Source organism: Halorubrum distributum JCM 10118, from assembly GCF_000337335.1.
Taxonomy (GTDB): Archaea; Halobacteriota; Halobacteria; order Halobacteriales; family Haloferacaceae; genus Halorubrum; species Halorubrum distributum.
The window spans coordinates 40,999-58,777 of sequence record NZ_AOJN01000066.1; the positions used below are offsets into that span (position 1 = coordinate 40,999).

A 17,779-nucleotide genomic window follows, 5' to 3' on the forward strand; every position below is an offset into this window, starting at 1 on the left:
CATGAAAGAGTATCAAACCATCACCGAGATCAGCGGCCCCCTCGTGTACGCCGAGGTCGACGAGGCGATCGGCTACGACGAGATCGTCGAGATCGAGACGGCACAGGGCGAGACGCTGCGCGGACAGGTGCTCGAATCCTCGGAGGACGTGGTCGCGATCCAGGTCTTCGAGGGCACCTCCGGTATCGACAGAGACGCGTCCGTCCGCTTCCTGGGCGAGACGATGAAGATGCCCGTCACCGAGGACCTCCTCGGTCGGGTGCTGGACGGCTCCGGCCGCCCGATCGACGACGGCCCGGAGATCGTTCCCGAGGAGCGCCAGGACATCGTCGGCGCGGCGATCAACCCGTACTCCCGGGAGTACCCCGAGGAGTTCATCGAGACGGGCGTCTCCGCTATCGACGGCATGAACACCCTAGTGCGCGGCCAGAAGCTCCCGATCTTCTCCAGCTCCGGCCAGCCGCACAGCGAGCTCGCGATGCAGATCGCGCGGCAGGCCAGCGTGCCGGAAGAGGAGGAGGGCGGCGACGACGAGGAGGGCTCCGAGTTCGCCGTCATCTTCGGCGCGATGGGGATCACCCAGGAGGAGGCCAACGAGTTCATGGAGGACTTCGAGCGCACCGGCGCCTTGGAGCGCTCGGTCGTCTTCATGAACCTCGCGGACGACCCCGCGGTCGAGCGGACGGTCACGCCACGGATGGTCCTGACGACCGCCGAGTACCTCGCCTTCGAGAAGGACTACCACGTCCTCGTCATCCTGACGGACATGACCAACTACTGCGAGGCGCTCCGCGAGATCGGGGCGGCCCGCGAGGAGGTGCCCGGCCGACGCGGGTACCCCGGGTACATGTACACCGACCTGGCGCAGCTGTACGAGCGCGCCGGCCGGATCAAAGGGCGTGAGGGGTCGGTCACGCAGATCCCGATCCTCACGATGCCTGGCGACGACGACACCCACCCGATCCCGGACCTGACCGGGTACATCACGGAGGGACAGATCTACGTCGACCCCGACCTGAACAGCCAGGGCCTGCAGCCGCCGATCAACGTCCTCCCCAGCCTGTCGCGGCTGATGGACGACGGGATCGGCGAGGGGCTCACCCGCGCCGACCACGCCGACGTGAAAGACCAGATGTTCGCGGCGTACGCGGAGGGCGAGGACCTCCGCGACCTCGTGAACATCGTCGGTCGCGAGGCGCTGTCGGAGCTCGACAACAAGTACCTCGACTTCGCGGACGCGTTCGAGTCGGAGTTCATCGACCAGGGCTTCGAGACGAACCGCGACATCGACGAGACGCTCTCTATCGGTTGGGACCTCCTCTCGATGCTGCCGAAGGACGCCCTCAACCGGATCGACGAGGAGTTCATCGAGGAGCACTACCGCGAGGACGACTCCGAGCGCGAAGTCCTCGAAGCGGCCGACTGACGCCGCGACTCACTTTTTGCCGCCCGTCGCACGCTCGCCGGACAGCGACGGCGCCGCCGGAAGTCGGCCGTCGACGGGGTCGGATCGACCCCCGCTCGCCGGCCCGCCGAACCGACGCGTCTGAAAAGAATTATCCGCCTCGGAGCGGAACCTTCCCTCAAGATGGCCAAGGACGTCAAACCGACGCGGAAGAACCTGATGGCGATCGAGGACCGCATCGAGCTCTCCGAGCGCGGTCACGACACGCTCGAACAGAAGCGCGACGGGCTCATCATGGAGTTCATGGACATCCTCGACCAGGCGCAGGACGTCCGGTCGGAGGTCTCCGAGAACTACGAGACGGCCCAGCGCAAGATCGACATGGCCCGGGCGATGGAGGGCGACGTCGCCGTCCGCGGCGCGGCTGCGGCGCTGAAAGAGCACCCCGAGATCACGACCCAGTCGAAGAACATCATGGGCGTCGTGGTCCCGCAGATCGAGTCCTCGAAGGTGAAGAAGAGCCTCGACGAGCGCGGCTACGGCCTGCTCGGCTCCTCGGCGCGCATCGACGAGGCGGCCGACGCCTACGAGGAGCTCTTAGAGAAGGTCATCCTCGCCGCCGAGGTCGAGACGGCGATGAAGAAGATGCTCACGGAGATCGAGACGACCAAGCGCCGCGTCAACGCCCTGGAGTTCACCCTGCTCCCGACCCTCTACGAGAACCAGGAGTACATCGAGCAGAAGCTCGAAGAGCAGGAGCGCGAGGAGATCTTCCGCATGAAGAAGATCAAGGCGAAAAAGGAGGAAGAGGAGAAGGCGGAGGCCGAGGAGGCGGCCGCGGCGGTCGCGGCCGCGGAGACCGAAGAGCCCGAACCCGCCGACTGACGCCCCGTCGCGGCGCCGGGTTCCGAACTGCCATCACCGCTTCCGCGTCGGTCGCCGTTTCTCTCTCTCTCTGCCGTCGACTTTTAATTGAGTCCGTCCGTACCGACGAGCGTGCCCTGTCCACACTGCGACGCCGACGTCGTCGCGTTCGCCGTGCCGCCCGCGCTCCGCGAGCACGCCCCGGCCGACGCGGCCGCGATCTGCACCCGGTGTCTGCGGGTCGTCGCCGCGGACGAGGCGGGGGTCGTGGGTGGAGTGTCCGACGATCCCGACTTCTCTGAGGTGGACCCCGCGTTCCCGTCCGGCGAGGCCGGCGTCGCGCTGGCGCTCTGCTGCGGGAAGCTGGACTCGTTCGCGCTCAACCGCGCGTCGATCGAGGCGCTGATCGACCACGCGGAGAGGGCTGGCGCCGACGCGTTCGCCTTCTTCGACCGGCTCGACGCGCCCGAGGCCGCGTTCGACTTAGAGAGGCGGCGAGCGGCGCTCCGCGACGAGATTTAGGACTGATAGATTTCGTTGAAACTCGACGTTGACGGCGGTAGTTTATAAATAATCGATTGCGGATCGACGGGGAACACCTCCAAAGCCCCAGTCGCTCGTTTATAAATAATTGATTGCGGATCGACGGGGAACACCTCCAAAGCCCCAGCCGCTCGTTTATAAATAATCGATTGCGGATCGACGGGGAACACCTCCAAAGCCCCAGTCGCGAGGACGCCGTACGCTCGCTGCGCTCCTCGGTCGCTCGTTTCACTCGCTCCTTGCGGTGCTTACGTCGCCTACGGCGTCCTCGCGACTGCCCCTTTGAGCCCCACCCGACAGCGACCGCACCACCGGAAGACGGTCCTGCTCGCTCCCTTCGGTCGCTGCGCGGGCTGCGACTTCCGTACTCCCGCTCGCTCCCTCCGGTCGCTCGCGGGACCGCACCTCACGCCTCCCCAGCCTCGTCGCTCACGCCCTACGGGCGTTCGCGACTCCCTCGCGCGTGCTGTCTCGCGGCCGCCGGGGGCGGCCGCTCGCAGGCACGCGCCACCGCATCGCTATTTATAAATATCGACCCCTCTCGCTCTCCGGGATTTAAATATCGCATCGCTCGTCGGCGTCTCCGTGCTGACCGGGATCCGTCCAGTCGTTCCGTCAGAGGTCGACGCCGTCCGGGTCGTTCCACTCGTCGTCGCCGTTGTCCGCGTCGTCGTCGTCCGCCTCCGTCCCCGCCGGGCCGAGGCGTTTCTCGCCTTGGCGCGACTCGTGGACCGCGAAGCCGCCGGTCCGGCCGTCGTCGCCGCCGGCGTACGGGTCCTCCTCGGGGTCGTAGTCGAGTTCGTCGCGTTCGAAAATGTACGCGAGGAAGCCGAACAGCGGGACGGCGAACGAGATGAGCGCCCACTTGCGCGGGTTCATTCCGTACTTGGGCGCGTCGACGTACGCGTAGGCGGCGAAGCCGACGAGCCACGCGAGCGGGACGCCGACGAGGATGACGGCGACGAGCGGCTGCATACCGAGGCTTCGGGTGCGTCCTAATAAGGCTGCGGGCGAGGCCGCGCTCCGTCGGGGCCTAGAGGAACGGCCGCCAGTAGTACGGGCTGACGAACCCCTCGATGACGGCGGCGACGGCGAACAGGATTCCGAGCCCGACGGTCACCCAGAACGCGGTACGCAAGGCGTCGGCGAGCCGCTCGCGGCTCGCGCGGCCGCGGAACGTCCGCCACGAGACCGCCCCGAGGTGGACGCCGAGCGCGCCCGAGACGACGAGCGCGGGGATCTCGAAGATCCCGTGCGGGACCACGAACGCGACGAGCGCGAGGAGGTTCTCCTCCAGGGCGGCGGTGGCGCCGAGCGCGAGGCCGTTGAACGCGAGCGACGAGAGCGCCGGGAGGACGAACCCCGCCCCGGAGAAGGCGGTCGCGATCGCGACCCCCCAGTTGTTCCCGAAGTACGTCAGCGTCGCCACGGGCGGGATCTGTCCGGCGATCCGCCCCTCGATCGAGGTCGGGACCGCCTCGGCGAACGGCGCGGCGGCGTACCACCCGACCGCGCCGAACCCGACCGCCACCGCGAGCGCGAGGGCGTGACTGCCCGGCGTCGACCGGACGAACCCGGCCAGCTCTCGCCACCCGCGGCGGAGGCCGCCGACGAACTGCGCCCTGACGCCGGCCTCGGGCGGCGAGACGGGGTCGACCGTCCCGCGGTAGTCGCCGTAGAGGACGGTCTTCAACAGGTCGAGCGCGGGCGCGACGACGACCGCGCTGGCGAGCGCGACGACGGGGCCGCCCCCGAGGAACGCGACCCCCGAGGCGACCGACGCGACGGCGACCAGCGCGCCGATCGCGACCACGAGGTAGGCGGCGGCGTCGACGGGGTTCGAGCGCACGAAGCCGCCGGCCCCCTCGATCCCCCCGACCACGCCGGCGTCGTCGACGACGACGGCCACCGGCGCGAACGCGAAGAGGATCCGGACGAGCGCGAGGGCGACGAGGCCGACGAGGAGGGCGGCGACCGCGACCGCCGCGCCGAGGAACGGGTTCGCGAGGAACGCCGCGCCGACCGCGATCGACCCGAGCGCGACGACGGCGATCCAGAGGAGCAGCTCGGCGACGTAGAGGCCGAGGAACGTGAGCCAACGCGATCGGGCGCCAGCGACTCCCCCGACGAGCCCCCGCTCGTCGCGGAGGCTCGCGATGACCGCGGAGAGCTGGCCGGCCGAGACGACGGCGTACGCGACGACAGCGAGGACGAACGTGGCGAGCACGCCGGCGGCGAAGAGGATCCCGGCAGTCGGCGTGAGCAGGGGTTCGAACGCGGGCGTCACCCCCTCGGCCCACGCCTGAAACGCCTCGGCGTCCTGCGGGTCCGGGGGCGACTCGACCCCGGCGAGCGCGTCGCCGACGGCCGCGAGTCTCCCGGTGAGTTCGAGGTGGAGATAGATCCCCGCGAGCGCGGCGAACGTGCCGAGGCGGGCGATCACCGGCACCGCGGTGCCGAGGAGGTAGAATGGGAGGACGTCGGCGGGGCGTCGGCGGAGGGTCGCTGTCGTTGCCGTGACGGCGGCGGAGAGGTCCATGTCACCCGATCGGCCGTCCGATACTTAAAAACGGTCGTGTCGTGGGGTCGGCGGCTGCTCGGCCGCGAGTCAGTCCCAGAACGACTGCGTGCGGGCGTACTCGCGCTCCTGCCGGAGCACGTCGCGGTAGAACTCGTCTTCGTCCTCGCGGAGCTTGTTGATGATCCGCGCGGCGTTGTGCGGGCCGACGCCGCGCGCGGCGAGGGCGATCACCGCCCGCTTCCCGTGCGTCTGGACGAGGCTCGCGGCGCGGTGGGCGCGCTCGGTGCGGCGCTCCTGCTCGTCGTCCTTCTCGCGCGCGCGCACTGCCTCGACCGTCTCCTCGTCCCACGGGTTCAGCGCCGCGATCCGGGTGGAGCCGCAGTCGGGGCACTCGGGCTGGTCGCGGACGCGCCGGACCTTCGTCGTGTGTTTCCAGTCCGTACAGTGGAGGCAAAAGAGGATGACGCGGTCGTCCCGAATCCGCTCTCTGACCGTCTCGATCACGTCAGCGTCGGCGTTGTCGGGTACGAGGAACTCCGTGCCGGCGGAGCGGCCCGCGGTGCCCAGGGGGGTGCGCTCGCGGGCGATCGCCAGGTCGAGCGAGCCGTCGCGGCCGCCGTCTCCCGACTGGATCCCGGCGAGCAGGTCGGCGGTCTCCGGCACCGCGAGGTCGGCGTGGAACACCTCGCGGAGCGCCTCGTCGTAGACGGGGGTGTCTTCGAGGGCGGCGAGTAAGCGGTCGCCGCCGAACTTCCCTCGCCCCTCCTTGTACCGCTTGACGGCGCCGAACTTCGCGGCGACCTGCGCGAGCGTGAACTTCAGCGCGTCCGACTTCTTCACCGCGAGCTCGAGGTACGCCTCCAGCCGGTCGGGGTCAGTCGTCTCCAGCACCTCGCGGAACGTTCCGGGATCGATCCCGTGAGGCACCTCGAACTCGATCCGGTACGGGTCGACGTCCATCCCGACCGAGGAGCCGGCGCGCTGGCCGACCAGCGCCGCGAGCAGGCGCGCGAGGGTCTCGTTGACCTCGTGGCCGAAGGCGGCGTTGACGGCGACGGTGCGCGCGCTCCCCTCGATAACGATCCGCTCGCCGGTCGGGACGGGGTGGCCGGCTTTGACGTGGTCGACGACCGGCTTCAGTGCGGCCGCGACCGTCTCCTCGCCGGTCGGGTACCGTTCCGCGAGGTCGGCGGCGACGGCTTCGGGCGTCGACCCGGCCGCCAGCGCGGTCGCGGCCTCGCCGCGGATCCGGCCGACCTCCTCGGCGACGGGCTTGGGGACCGGGATCTCCTGGCCCACCCACGAGGGCACCTCGCCGGTCGGGTCGGGGATCGGCGTCACGTTCACGCGCTCCTCCTCCTCGTCGATCTCCGTAATCCGCCACATCTCGCCGCGCTGGACGAACGTCTCGCCCGGGCCGGCGAAGTTGACGACGAACTGCTCGTCGAGGGTGCCGATGCCGCGTCTGGAGGACATGTCGTACACCTCGTAGGTGGCCTCGTCGGGGATCATCGAGAGGTTCGCGTAGAAGTACTGCCAGGTGCCGCCCGACTTCTCGAGCGTGTCCGTCTCCTCGTCGAGCCACAGGAGGCGGTTCCCGTCGAGCTCGCGGACCACCTCCTGGAACTGCGGCTCCGAGAGGTCGGCGAACGGGTAGGCGTTCGTGACCGTCTCGTACGCCTCGCGGGCGTGGACCTCCCCCTCGTCCATCACGACCCCGACGATCTGGTTCGCGACCGTGTCGAGGCTGCCGTGGTGGATGTTCGCGGGCTCGACGAGCTCCTCGCCCGCTCGGCGCGCGATGGCGAGGGCTTCGAGCGTGTCGTCGCCGCCCTGCGTCACGACGGTCCCCTCGGAGACGAGGTCGCGGCGGTGGCCCGCGCGCCCGACGCGCTGGAGCAGGCGGGCGACCTCGCGGGGGCTCCCGTACTGGACGACGTGGTCGACGCGCCCCACGTCGATCCCGAGCTCCATCGAGGAGGTGCAGACGAGCCCGTCGAGGTCGCCGGACTTGAACCGGTCTTCCACGTCGATCCGCACCTCCTTCGACAGCGAGCCGTGGTGGAGCTCGATCTCGGTGGGATTCTCGGTTCCCTTGTCTTGCTCGTTCTCCGCGAGCGTCTTGAACCGCGAGCCCAGCGCCTCCGCGGTCTGTCGCGTGTTGACGAAGATCAGCGTCGACTCGTGGTTCGCGACGATCTCCCGGATCGTCCGCACGTGGCTCGCGGTCGTCTCGTCGACCGCGAGTTCGCCCGCGAGTCCCGTGTCGCGGTCGGTTATCTCGGGGTCGAGAACGCGCACGTCGGTCCGGGTCCCGGCCGCGACCTCGACCGTCTCGAACTCGCGGTCGCCGGGGCGGTCCGGGTCGCGTTTCCCCGTCCCGACGAGGAACCGGCCGACCTCCTCCGGGTCCCCCACCGTCGCGGAGAGGCCGACCCGCTGGAACGGCCCCGCGACGCGGCGGAGGCGTTCGAGCCCTATCGTGAGCTGCGCGCCGCGCTTCGCCGACGCGAGTTCGTGGACCTCGTCGATCACGACGTGTGCGACGTCTTCGAGGGCGACCCGCATCTTCGAGCCGGTCAAGATTGCTTGGAGGCTCTCCGGCGTCGTGATGAGCACGTCGGGCGGGTCGTCGGCCTGCTTGCTCCGCTCGTACTGGGTGGTGTCGCCGTGGCGCACCGCGACCTCGACGCCGAGCGTCTCGCCCCACCACTCCAGCCGGTCCATCATGTCGCGGTTGAGCGCGCGGAGGGGAGTGATGTAGAGGGCGGAGATCCCCTCTCGGGGCTGGTCGCCGGGCGAACTCCGGGCGGCCACGATCGCGTCGAAGACGGGGAGCATCGCGGTCTCCGTCTTCCCGGTGCCCGTCGGCGCGAGGACGAGGGCGTTCTTCCCCTCGGCGAGCGGCGGAATGGCTTCGCGTTGGGGTTCGGTGGGCGTGGTGAACCCCCGGTCCGAGAGCGCCTCGCGGATCTCGCTCCCGAGGTTCGCGAACGCGTCCATCCCCGAGGGTTCCGCCATGCTGTGATCGTCTATGGTTGGGCGCTCGGGCGATTAAGCCCGTCGCCCCGGGAAGTTCGGACGGCCGACCGCGCGGCCGAGCGCTGCCGTCGCCGGAGGGGCCGCGCGCCGATCACTCGGCGAGCGGCAGCTCGACGACGAACACGCTCCCCGTCGGCTCGTTGTCCTCGATCCACACGTCGCCGTCGTACCTGTTGATGAGCGTCTTGACGAGGTACAGGCCGATCCCGGTTCCGCCGCTCTCCAGTCCCTTCTCGCCCTCCTGAAAGATCTGCTCTTTGTGATCGTCCGGGATTCCGGGCCCGTTGTCTGCGATCGAGACGCACACCGCGTCCTCCGACACGCTGGTCGAGACCGTGATCTCGGCCACCTGCTTGTCGTTGTGGACGACCGCGTTCGTCAGCAGGTTCCGGAACACCGCCTCCAGCAGGCCGTCGGCCAACACCGTCACGTCCGGGATCGCTCCGTTCACCGTGACCGTCGCGCGGTCTTTCTCGGACCGGATCCGTTCGATCTGCTGGTTGAGTTCGGCGCGGAGATCGACCGGCTCTTGGTCGGTTCCGACCTGTAGCAACACGTCGGTGACGTCCCTGGCGGTCTCCGTGATGTCGGCCGCCTGCTTCGCCGCCCCGATGACCGTCCGCGCGTACGTCCGGCTCTGGTCGTCCGGCAGCGAGTCCTCGAGCAGTTCGGTGTACGACTTGACGACCATCAGCTGATTCCGGATGTCGTGGCGCACGACTTGGTTGAGCAGCATGAGGGTGTCCCGCTGCTCTTCGAGCGTCTGCTCGTACCGCTTGAGGTCGGTGACGTCGCGGGCGTATCCCAGAACGGCGTCTTCACCCGTTTCCGGAACCTTGTAGGGGATCTTCACCGTCTGGAGGATGCGCGTTTCGCCGGCCGCCGTCGTCAACGTCTCCTCGCCGACGTTCTTCGGTTCCCCGGACTCGATCACCTCTAGGTCGTCCTGTCGGAACTCGTCGGAGTCGTCGACGTCCGGGATGATATCGCCCTCCGACCGCCCCTCGACCTCCTCGGGCGACAGCCCGTACGCCGCTGCGGTCGCCTCGTTGGCCAGGAGGTACTCGCCCTCGCGGTTCTTCACGAACACGAGGTCCGGCACGAGGTCGATGACCGTCCGCAGCTCCTCGCGCGTCGACTCGAGGGCCATCTCGTACCGCTTCCGCTCGGTGATGTCTTGAAACAGTCCGAGCGCCCCGACGACCTCCCCCGCGCCGTCGAACTGCGGATCGCCGATCGCCCTGACCCACCGGGTTCGTCCGGTCGCCGTGACGATCCGCAGTTCGAGGTCGTACGACTCGCCCTCCTCCGTCAGCCGCTCGAACGCCCGTTCGATCGCGTCCCGGTCGTCCGGGTGATAGAACTCTATTCCGTCTTCCAGCTCGACCGTCTCGTCGGCCGGCACCTCGTGGATCCGGTACACCTCGTCGCTCCACGTGAGCGACTCGTCGACCAGGTCGACCTCCCACCAGCCGATCGACGCGCTCTCTTGGGTCCGCTCGATGAGGGTTCGCGTCCGCTCCAGCTCCGCCTCTCGGCGCTTCCGGTCGTCGATGTCGAGGTGGATTCCGACGGCTCGGACCGGCTCCCCGTCGTCGTCGCGCTCGACGACCCTTCCGACGTCGCGGATCCACTTCCACTCGCCCGCCGCGGTTCGCATCCGGTGTTCCGCGTCGTAGTACTCCGTCTCGCCCGCCATGTGTTCCGACAGGGCGTCTTCGACCGCCGCGAGGTCGTCGGGGTGGACGCGCCGCTCCCACGCGTCGAGCCGCGGTTCGATCTCGTCGGGCGAGTGGCCAAGCATCTCGGCCCACTGATCGTTGAACTCGACCTCGTCGGTGGTCATGTCCCAGTCCCAGACGCCGATCTGCGCGCCCTCGACCGCGAGCTCGAGCCGGTCTTTGATCTGCTGGAGGGTTCGCTCCCGCTCTCTCTGCTCGGTGATATCGGTCGAAACCCCACACACTCCGCGGATCGATCCCTGCTCGTCGTATACGGGAGACTTCCGCGTCAGTCGAATGCTCTCTCCGGCAGGGGTCGGAACCGTCTCCTCGATCTCGATCGACTCGCCGCCCTCGATCACTCTGCGGTCGTCCGCTTGGGCCTGCGCCGCGACGGCCTCCGGGAAGAGGTCCTCGTCGGTCATTCCGACGGGGTCCTCGTCGATGTCGAACACGTCGCGGCACGCCTGGTTCATGAGGAGGTACCGCCCGTCGGTGTCTTTCAGGAACACCGCCGCGGACATCGTCTCCAACACGGTCTGGAACCGGCGGTACGTCTGCCGGAGTTCCCGCTCGCGTTCCTTCTGCTCCGTGATGTCGCGAGCGATGCCGATGATCTGCGTCACCGTTCCGTCCTCCGTGACCGGCGTCAGCTTCGTCTGCCAGTCCGTTGTCCCGGCCGGGAAATCGAGCCGCTCTTCGTACTCGATCGTCGTCCCCTCCTCGACGCACCGGCGGTAGTTCGCTTCGACCGCGATCCCCTGTTCGTCCCCGAGGAGCTCCCGCGGCGTCTGCCCGAACATCGCGTCCTCGGTCAGCCCGGTCTGCTGCTGGTACGCGGTGTTGTTCTGCTTGAACGTGAACTCGTATTCGCCGTCCCTTCGCACCACGTCAACGAGAAATATCGCGTCGTCCGCCGCTCGGAACATCGCCTCGTAGGCGTTGGTCACCCGGTCACCGTCCGTCCCGGACCGACCGGCTCCGTCGGTTGCGTGTGACTCCTTTCCCATTGGTTCTCTTATGCTATCTACGCCACCTCGACTGATAATACTGCGGATGTCAACGGCAGAACCATCTCGTCGGTCGACCCCGGCCGCGGACTCCCACGTTCCGCGCCCGCTAGGTCACCCCGCCCTCGCTCGTCGCGTACGCCTCGTGCGCGCCGCTGTCGAGGATCGCTTCGATCTCGTCGACGACTTCCAGCACGTCGGCGAAGGAGGTGTACGGTGCGGCCGGACAGACGCGAACCACGTTCGGCGGCCGGAAGTCGACGACGACGCCGCGGTCCCTCAGGGCCTCGCTCAGCCGCTCGGCCTCGGGATGCTCTAAGGCGACGTGACCGCCGCGGGACGCGTGACCGCGGGGCGTGCCGACCGACACCGCCGGGAGTCGCTCGTCGACGAGCGCGATCAGGAAGTCGGTCAGGGCGAGCGACTTCTTCCGAACGCGCCGGATCCCGGCCTCCCGGAGGAGTTCCGCGGCGCCCTCCAGCGGCGCGGCCGACAGCAGCGGCGGCGTGCCGATCTGCCACGCGCCCGCGGAGTCGGCCGGGGTGTAGGTCATGTTCATCTCGAACTGCGTCGCCTTCTCGTGACCCCACCACCCGGCCAGCGCGGGCGCGAGCCCGTGGTGGCGCTCCGCGACGAACAGCGCGCCGATCGACCCCGGCCCGGCGTTGAGGTACTTGTAGGTGCACCAGACCGCGAAGTCGACGCCCGCCTCGTCGAACTCGTGGGGGACGGCGCCCGCGGAGTGGGCCGCGTCGAAGCCGGCGTACGCGCCCGCCTCGTGGGCCGCCTTGGCGATCCGCGGCACGTCGAACAGCTGTCCCGAGCGGTACAGCGCGGTCGGCATGAAGACGATCCCGACGTCGTCGTGTTCGGCCAGGGCGGCCTCGATGTCCCGCGGGTCGATCGTGCGCCCGTCCCGGCTCGGAACGACCCGGAGCTTCTCGTCGGGGTCGATCCCGCGCTGCCGGAGCTGCGCCCGGATCGCGTAGTGGTCGGAGGGGAAGTCGAGCTCGTTGACGAGGACCGCGGGGTCGGCCTCGGGGTCCCCGTCCGGCGTCCACTCTCCGTCGGCGGCCGGGACGCCCTCGCGATCGGGGCCGTTCCCGGCCAGCAGTTCGTCGAGGAAGGTGCCGACGAGCGTGTGAATGTTCACCGTGATCGAGTTGCCGACGACCACCTCCTCGGGCTCCGCGCCCACCAGCGGCTGTCTCTTATACACATCTCTGATGGCGNAGAGATGTGTATAAGAGACAGCGCCACTCGTCGACGACGCGGTCGAGGCTCGCGAGGGCGGCGTCGCTCGCGGGGCCGAGCGAGTTGCCGTCCATGTAGAGCAGGTCGTCCGGGATCCGGTACCGGTCTGCGAACGAGGCGAGCGGGTCGTTATCGTCGAGGCGCGCGGCGAGCACGACGGGGTCGGCGTCGTCCGCGGAGCCGAGCCCCTCGCCCGCGAGCGCGTCTCGCGCGGGGGCGTACGGGTCGTCCATACACGAGGGCGCCGCGCCGGCGACTAAGCGTTTCCGGGGCCGGGCGGCGGTTTAAAAGGGCCGACCGAGCGCTACTCGACGATGTCGATGGCGGGGCGGCCGGGCTCGGCCTTGCTGACCACGCTCTCGTCGGCGTCCGCGGCGCGCTCGACGCGGACCGGCGCGTCGAACTCCCGCTCGATCAGCCACGCGGCCGCGCGTAAGGCGTCGTACTCGGCGTCGCCGTCGAGCGTCTCGCGGAGCGCCTCGCGGTTCGCCTGGAGGTCCTGCCCGTACGAGGCGGCGGCGTCCCCCTGCTCGCGGATGTGGCTCTCGCCCATCAGCTCCGAGATGAGGTTGTCGGCGTCGCTGTCGATCGCGATCTCCAGCGCGTCGTACTTCCAGTCGGGCGCGACGACGACGTCGATCCGCTCGGGGTCGTCGATGCCCGCGACCTCGACGATGTCGCGCACGTCCTCGCGGGTGTTGGCGACCAGCCGGCGCCGGCGCTCGACGGTGTCGCGGTCGACGCTCGCGGTCGGCCACTCGGCCTCGGCGACGAAGCCGTCGCGGCCGAGCGTCTCCCACAGCTCCTCGGCGAGGTGGGGCGCGACCGGCGCGAGCAGGCGGACCGCGACGTCGACGCCGCGCTCGAAGACGTCGGGGTGCGGGTCGGCGTGTTCGCGGTAGCTCCGGAGCGTCCCCACGAGGTCCTGCGCCTCGCGGAGCGCGACGTTGAAGGTGAGATCGTCGTACTCCGCGCCCGCGATGGCGACCGCGGCGTCCGTCTCGTCGGCGACGTAGTCGTCGATCTCGTCGCGGTCGGCGGCCTCGGCGTCGCCGTCGCCGGCGGTCGCCACGTCGCCCGCGGCGTACGCCTCGACGAGGTCGTTCAGTCGGGTCAAAAAGCGGTGGGTGGACTTGACGCCCTCCTCGGACCAGTCGAAGTCGCGCTCGGGCTGGGCGGCCTGCATCATGAACAGCCGCGCCGTGTCGGCGCCGTACTCGTCGACGATGCGCTGGGGCGAGACGACGTTCCCTTTCGACTTCGACATCTTCTCGCCCTCCAGCTGGACCATCCCCTGCGCCAGCAGGTTCGTGAACGGCTCGCGGTGCTCCAGCCCCTCCTCGTCGGCCAGCACCTTCGTGAAGAACCGCGAGTACAGCAGGTGCATCACGGCGTGTTCGATGCCGCCGACGTACTGGTCGACCGGCATCCAGTCGTTCGCGCGGTCGAGGTCGAAGGGGGCGTCCTCCAGGTCCGGCGAGACGTACCGCAGGAAGTACCACGAGGAGTCGACGAACGTGTCCATCGTGTCGGTCTCGCGGGTCGCGGCCCCGCCGCACTCCGGACAGGTCGTCTCCTGCCACTCGTCGGCGGCGTCCAGCGGGTTCCCGGTCGTGTTGATGAACTCCGGCAGCTCGACCGGCAGGTCCTCGTCGGGCACCGGCACGGCGCCGCAGTCGTCGCAGTGCACCATCGGGATCGGCGTCCCCCAGTAGCGCTGGCGGGAGATCCCCCAGTCGCGCAGCTGGTACTGGGTGCTCTCCGCGGCGCTGTCGATCGCTTCGGTGAGCCGTTCGCGGGCCGTCTCGCTGTCGAGCCCGCTGTACTCGCCGGAGTTGATGAGGACGCCGTCGTCGGTGAACGCCGCCTCGCTCACGTCCGGGGCCTCCGGGACGGTCTCGCCGTCCCACCCGTCCGGCTCCGGTGCGACGACGGGCCGGATCTCGACGCCCATCTTCTCCGCGAACGCGTGGTCGCGCTCGTCGTGGCCGGGAACGGCCATCAGCGCGCCCGTCCCCACGTCCGAGAGGACGAAGTCGGCGACGAAGACGGGAATCTCCTCGCCGGTGGCGGGGTTGGTGGCGGAGAGTCCGGTGGCGACGCCGTTCGGCTCGTCGCCGTCGGGGTCTGCCTCCTCCTCGATGAACCGCCGGACGTCGTCGTCCTCCTCGGCCAGTTCCTCGCTGATCGGGTGGTCCGGCGCGACCGCGAAGAACGTCGCCCCGTGGATCGTGTCGACGCGGGTCGTGAACGCCTCGACGGGGCCGTGACCGTCGACGTGAAAGTCCAGCGTCGTCCCGTACTGCCGCCCGATCCAGTTGCGCTGCATCTGTCGGACCGAGTTCGGCCACCCCTCAAGCTCGTCTATCGCCTCCAGCAGATCGTCGGCGTACTCGGTTATCTTCAGGAACCACTGGTCGAGCTCGCGGGTCTCGACGGGGGTGTCACAGCGCCAGCACAGCTCCGCGTCGCCCTCGACCTGCTCGTCGGCGAGGACGGTCTCACAGGAGGGACACCAGTTCACCTCGGCGTCGCGGCGCTCCACGAGGCCGGCCTCGTGGAAGCGGCGGAACAGCCACTGGTTCCACCGGTAGTACTCGGGGGTACAGGTGGTGACCTCGCGGTCCCAGTCGTAGCCGAACCCCATCGACTTCATCTGGCCTCGCATCGTGTCGATGCAGTCGAACGTCCAGTCGCGGGGGTTGGTGTCGCGCTCCTTGGCGGCGTTCTCGGCCGGCAGCCCGAAGGCGTCCCACCCCATCGGGTGGAGCACGTCGTCGCCCCGCATCCGTCGGTAGCGGGCGTACGCGTCCGTGATGGTGTAGTTGCGGACGTGGCCCATGTGGAGCTTCCCGGACGGGTACGGGTACATCCCGAGGACGTACGTCGGGTCCGAGGCCTCGTCCGGGACGTGGTAGACGGCGGCGTCGTCCCACGCCTCCTGCCAGCGTTCCTCGACCGTCGCGTGGTCGTATCCCTCCTGAGACATCTGCTTATATACTCGTGGTCGGGTCGGCGTCGTATAGCTTTCCATCCGTTGGTGCGCGGTGACACGGACTGGCGCTGGGCGCGGACCGTCCTACAGCTTCTCGGCTGTCTCTTATACACATCTCTGATGGCNTCGCCAGCCCCGGCGGGAGCCCCTCGCGCGCGGCGGCGAGCCGCTCTTCGATCCGGGCGATCCGGTCGACGACGTTCTCCAGCTGGCGGTTCGTCCCCTCGCGGTCGCCCTCGCGGGCGCGCTCCTCGGCCCGCTCCGCGGCCTCGACCGCGGCCGCGAGTGCCTTTTCGAGCCCGTTGACCGCGTTCGACGGACCGCCGCCGTCGCCTCCGCCGCCCGAGCCGTCGTCATCGTCGCCGTCGTCGCTCTCGGCCGCCGCGGCCGCGACCGCGGCGCGCGTCTCCTCGGCCACGTCCGCGACGTAGCCGGCGAGCGGGGCAGCCCCCGTCTCCGGGCGCTCGATCCGGATCGGTTCCTCGGCCGCGGCCTCGTCCGCGGCGGGGTTAACTCGGTACGCGCCGACCTCGTCGTCGGCGTCGCGGACCTCGGTCGTGTACGCGCCGCCGGCGTGGACGTAGACCGCGTCGCTCCCGTCGATCGCGGAGTCGTAGATCCGGCCCGCGAAGTCGTCCTCGACCGCGGTCCGGGTCAGGTCGGCGTCGCTCTCCGCGTCGTCGAGTTCCACCTTCCGCGCGTCCTCGCGGGCGACGAGCGGGATCTCGCCGTCGGCGCCCGCCCTCGTCACCGGCTCGTCCGCCGAGACGGTCAGGGTCTCGCTGTGGGGCGTCCGCCCGGCGCCGTTCACCGTGAGCCGGTGGTCGCCCTCGGGGACACCGTTCGCGACGGCGACGCCGCCGGCGAACGTCGGGACCGCCTCGGGGTCGCTCTCGATCAGGACGAACGACTCGACGCCCGCGTCGGTCGTCGTCAGCCCCTCGCCGTTGGGCGCCTCGTCGGTCTCCGTCGCCCGCGTGACGCGCGCGACGACGCCGTCGAGCGCCCCGGCCGCGTCGTCGCCGAACGAGGGGTCGTCGGCGATCGCGTCGTACCGGGCCGCCAGTTCGGAGCGGTGGTTCCCGGCGGTGACGTCGAGCGCAGGGTTCTCGTAGCGCGGCTGCTCCCACGGGACGCCGGTGGTCGTGATGTGGCCCGCGACGGCGTCCTCGACGGCCTGGGGGACCGCGAACTCGAAGCTGAGCTGCGGACCGGTGAACGCCGAGATGTCCTCCAGCTCGGCGCTCTCGACGAGCTCGTACTCGACGACCGACTCGGCGACCTCGTCGGCGAGCGCCGCGTCCTCGCCGTCGGCGGTCCCGTCTTCGCCCGACCGCTCGTCGTGTCGGTAGGCGATCCCCGTCTCCCGGAGCGGGAGGTCGGTCGGCGGCGAGCGCAGCGCGTCGAGCGAGCGGATCGTGAGGGCGCCGTCGACGAGCGACTCCTCGGTGACCGAGGGGAGGTCGGGGTGTTCGTAGATCGGCTCGCCCTCGTACTCGGGGACGACGAAGGGGAGCCGCGCGCCCTCGTCACGGGGAAGGCCGTACGCGATCGGGATCCCGAGGAGGTCCTCAACCGTGTCGATCGTCGTGTTCGTGATGTCCGCGAGGAGCCCCTCCTCGCCGACGCGCCGGAAGCCGTCGGGGATCTCGTTGACCGAGAGCGTGCTGGAGTGCGAGCCGAGCTCGGGGAGGATTCGCGGGACCACGTCCGGGTCCGGGTCGAGGAACTCGTTGTTCGGGACGCTCCGGGAGTGGGAGCTGGCGACGTACAGCTGGGGGTCGCCCGTGTCGAGGTCGACGAAGACGTGGAGCACCTCCCAGTCGTGCCAGTGGAAGTTCGCGGTGAACTGGTCGAACGCGGAGTACATCCAGAACTGTACGACCGCGAGCGGGGAGTCCTCGTACCGCATCCCGTTGTAGAACACCGTCGGGTTCGGCGGCTCGCCCGTCTCGTCGTACCGCTCGTGGTAGCCGTCGAACGCCTCGAAGCCGTCGACGACCGTCTCGCCGTCCTCCTCGACCGTGTACGGGCGCGGGTCCGTCGGGAACCACGGCTCGGCGGAATCGAAGTACAGCGTCGGCGCGAACCGCGCCGCGAGCTCGTCCAGCCGGTCGGCGTCGAGGCCGGTCGTCGCGGCGTCGTCCGGGCCCGACCCGGAGCAGCCGGCGACCGCGGCGCTCCCGGCGCCCGCGAGCGCGCCGAGGACCGTCCGCCGGCCGACGCGAGTCCGGCTGTCGACGCGGTTCGCGCTCGCTCCCTCGGGCGCGTCGCCCGGACCGGTCTCGCTCTCGCCGTCGCGCTTGTCGGGTGCCCGATCCATCCTCTGGGGCGATGAGAGCCGGAGGAATAACCTTTCTGCCGCCTGCGCGCCGTTCGATCCGCTCGTCTGTCACGTCCCATAGCGGGAGTGGGTATCGCAGA

At 69.7% G+C, this 17,779-nt stretch carries 10 protein-coding genes and 1 pseudogene; 3 read left to right on the forward strand and 8 right to left on the reverse strand.

The window, feature by feature from the left end; genetic code table 11:
- The first annotated feature begins 1 nt into the window (after window position 1).
- The 3 genes from C466_RS15275 to C466_RS15285 all read left to right on the forward strand — a co-directional run bounded on the left by C466_RS15275 (window position 2) and on the right by C466_RS15285 (window position 2,791).
- Entirely contained in the window at window positions 2-1,426 is a 1,425-nt protein-coding gene (locus tag C466_RS15275) for a V-type ATP synthase subunit B (RefSeq protein ID WP_004598771.1), read from the forward strand.
- A 162-nt stretch (window positions 1,427-1,588) separates the two neighbouring features.
- Window positions 1,589-2,290 carry a V-type ATP synthase subunit D gene (locus C466_RS15280; protein WP_004598772.1) on the forward strand — a complete coding sequence of 234 codons (702 nt, stop codon included), beginning with the start codon at window positions 1,589-1,591 and terminating at the stop codon, window positions 2,288-2,290.
- A 111-nt stretch (window positions 2,291-2,401) separates the two neighbouring features.
- A complete protein-coding gene (locus C466_RS15285; RefSeq protein WP_004598773.1) occupies window positions 2,402-2,791 on the forward strand; it encodes a DUF6276 family protein in 390 nt (129 codons plus the stop codon).
- A 636-nt stretch (window positions 2,792-3,427) separates the two neighbouring features.
- Here the strand turns inward: C466_RS15285 and C466_RS15290 are convergent.
- From C466_RS15290 to C466_RS15320, 8 genes and pseudogenes are all read right to left on the reverse strand, one after another.
- Window positions 3,428-3,787, reverse strand: a complete 360-nt coding sequence (locus C466_RS15290) for a hypothetical protein (RefSeq protein ID WP_004598774.1) — start codon at window positions 3,785-3,787, stop codon at window positions 3,428-3,430.
- Window positions 3,788-3,845: 58 nt separating this feature from the next.
- Window positions 3,846-5,351 carry a stage II sporulation protein M gene (locus C466_RS15295; protein ID WP_004598775.1) on the reverse strand — a complete coding sequence of 502 codons (1,506 nt, stop codon included), beginning with the start codon at window positions 5,349-5,351 and terminating at the stop codon, window positions 3,846-3,848.
- A gap of 69 nt (window positions 5,352-5,420) precedes the next feature.
- Window positions 5,421-8,354, reverse strand: a complete 2,934-nt coding sequence (locus C466_RS15300) for a DEAD/DEAH box helicase (RefSeq protein ID WP_004598776.1) — start codon at window positions 8,352-8,354, stop codon at window positions 5,421-5,423.
- Window positions 8,355-8,466: 112 nt separating this feature from the next.
- Entirely contained in the window at window positions 8,467-11,106 is a 2,640-nt protein-coding gene (locus tag C466_RS15305) for a PAS domain-containing protein (RefSeq protein WP_004599875.1), read from the reverse strand.
- Window positions 11,107-11,215: 109 nt separating this feature from the next.
- A complete protein-coding gene (kynU, locus tag C466_RS15310; RefSeq protein ID WP_394295026.1) occupies window positions 11,216-12,325 on the reverse strand; it encodes a kynureninase in 1,110 nt (369 codons plus the stop codon).
- A gap of 25 nt (window positions 12,326-12,350) precedes the next feature.
- Window positions 12,351-12,593: pseudogene (locus C466_RS17610) on the reverse strand (kynureninase); the annotation flags it as partial.
- Window positions 12,594-12,664: 71 nt separating this feature from the next.
- The gene (leuS, locus tag C466_RS15315; protein WP_004598781.1) at window positions 12,665-15,349 is read right to left on the reverse strand and encodes a leucine--tRNA ligase; all 2,685 of its coding nucleotides are present in this window, start codon (window positions 15,347-15,349) and stop codon (window positions 12,665-12,667) included.
- 4 nt (window positions 15,350-15,353) lie between these two features.
- A complete protein-coding gene (locus C466_RS15320) occupies window positions 15,354-17,678 on the reverse strand; it encodes a hypothetical protein (RefSeq protein ID WP_004599876.1) in 2,325 nt (774 codons plus the stop codon).
- Between the last annotated feature and the right edge of the window lie 101 nt (window positions 17,679-17,779).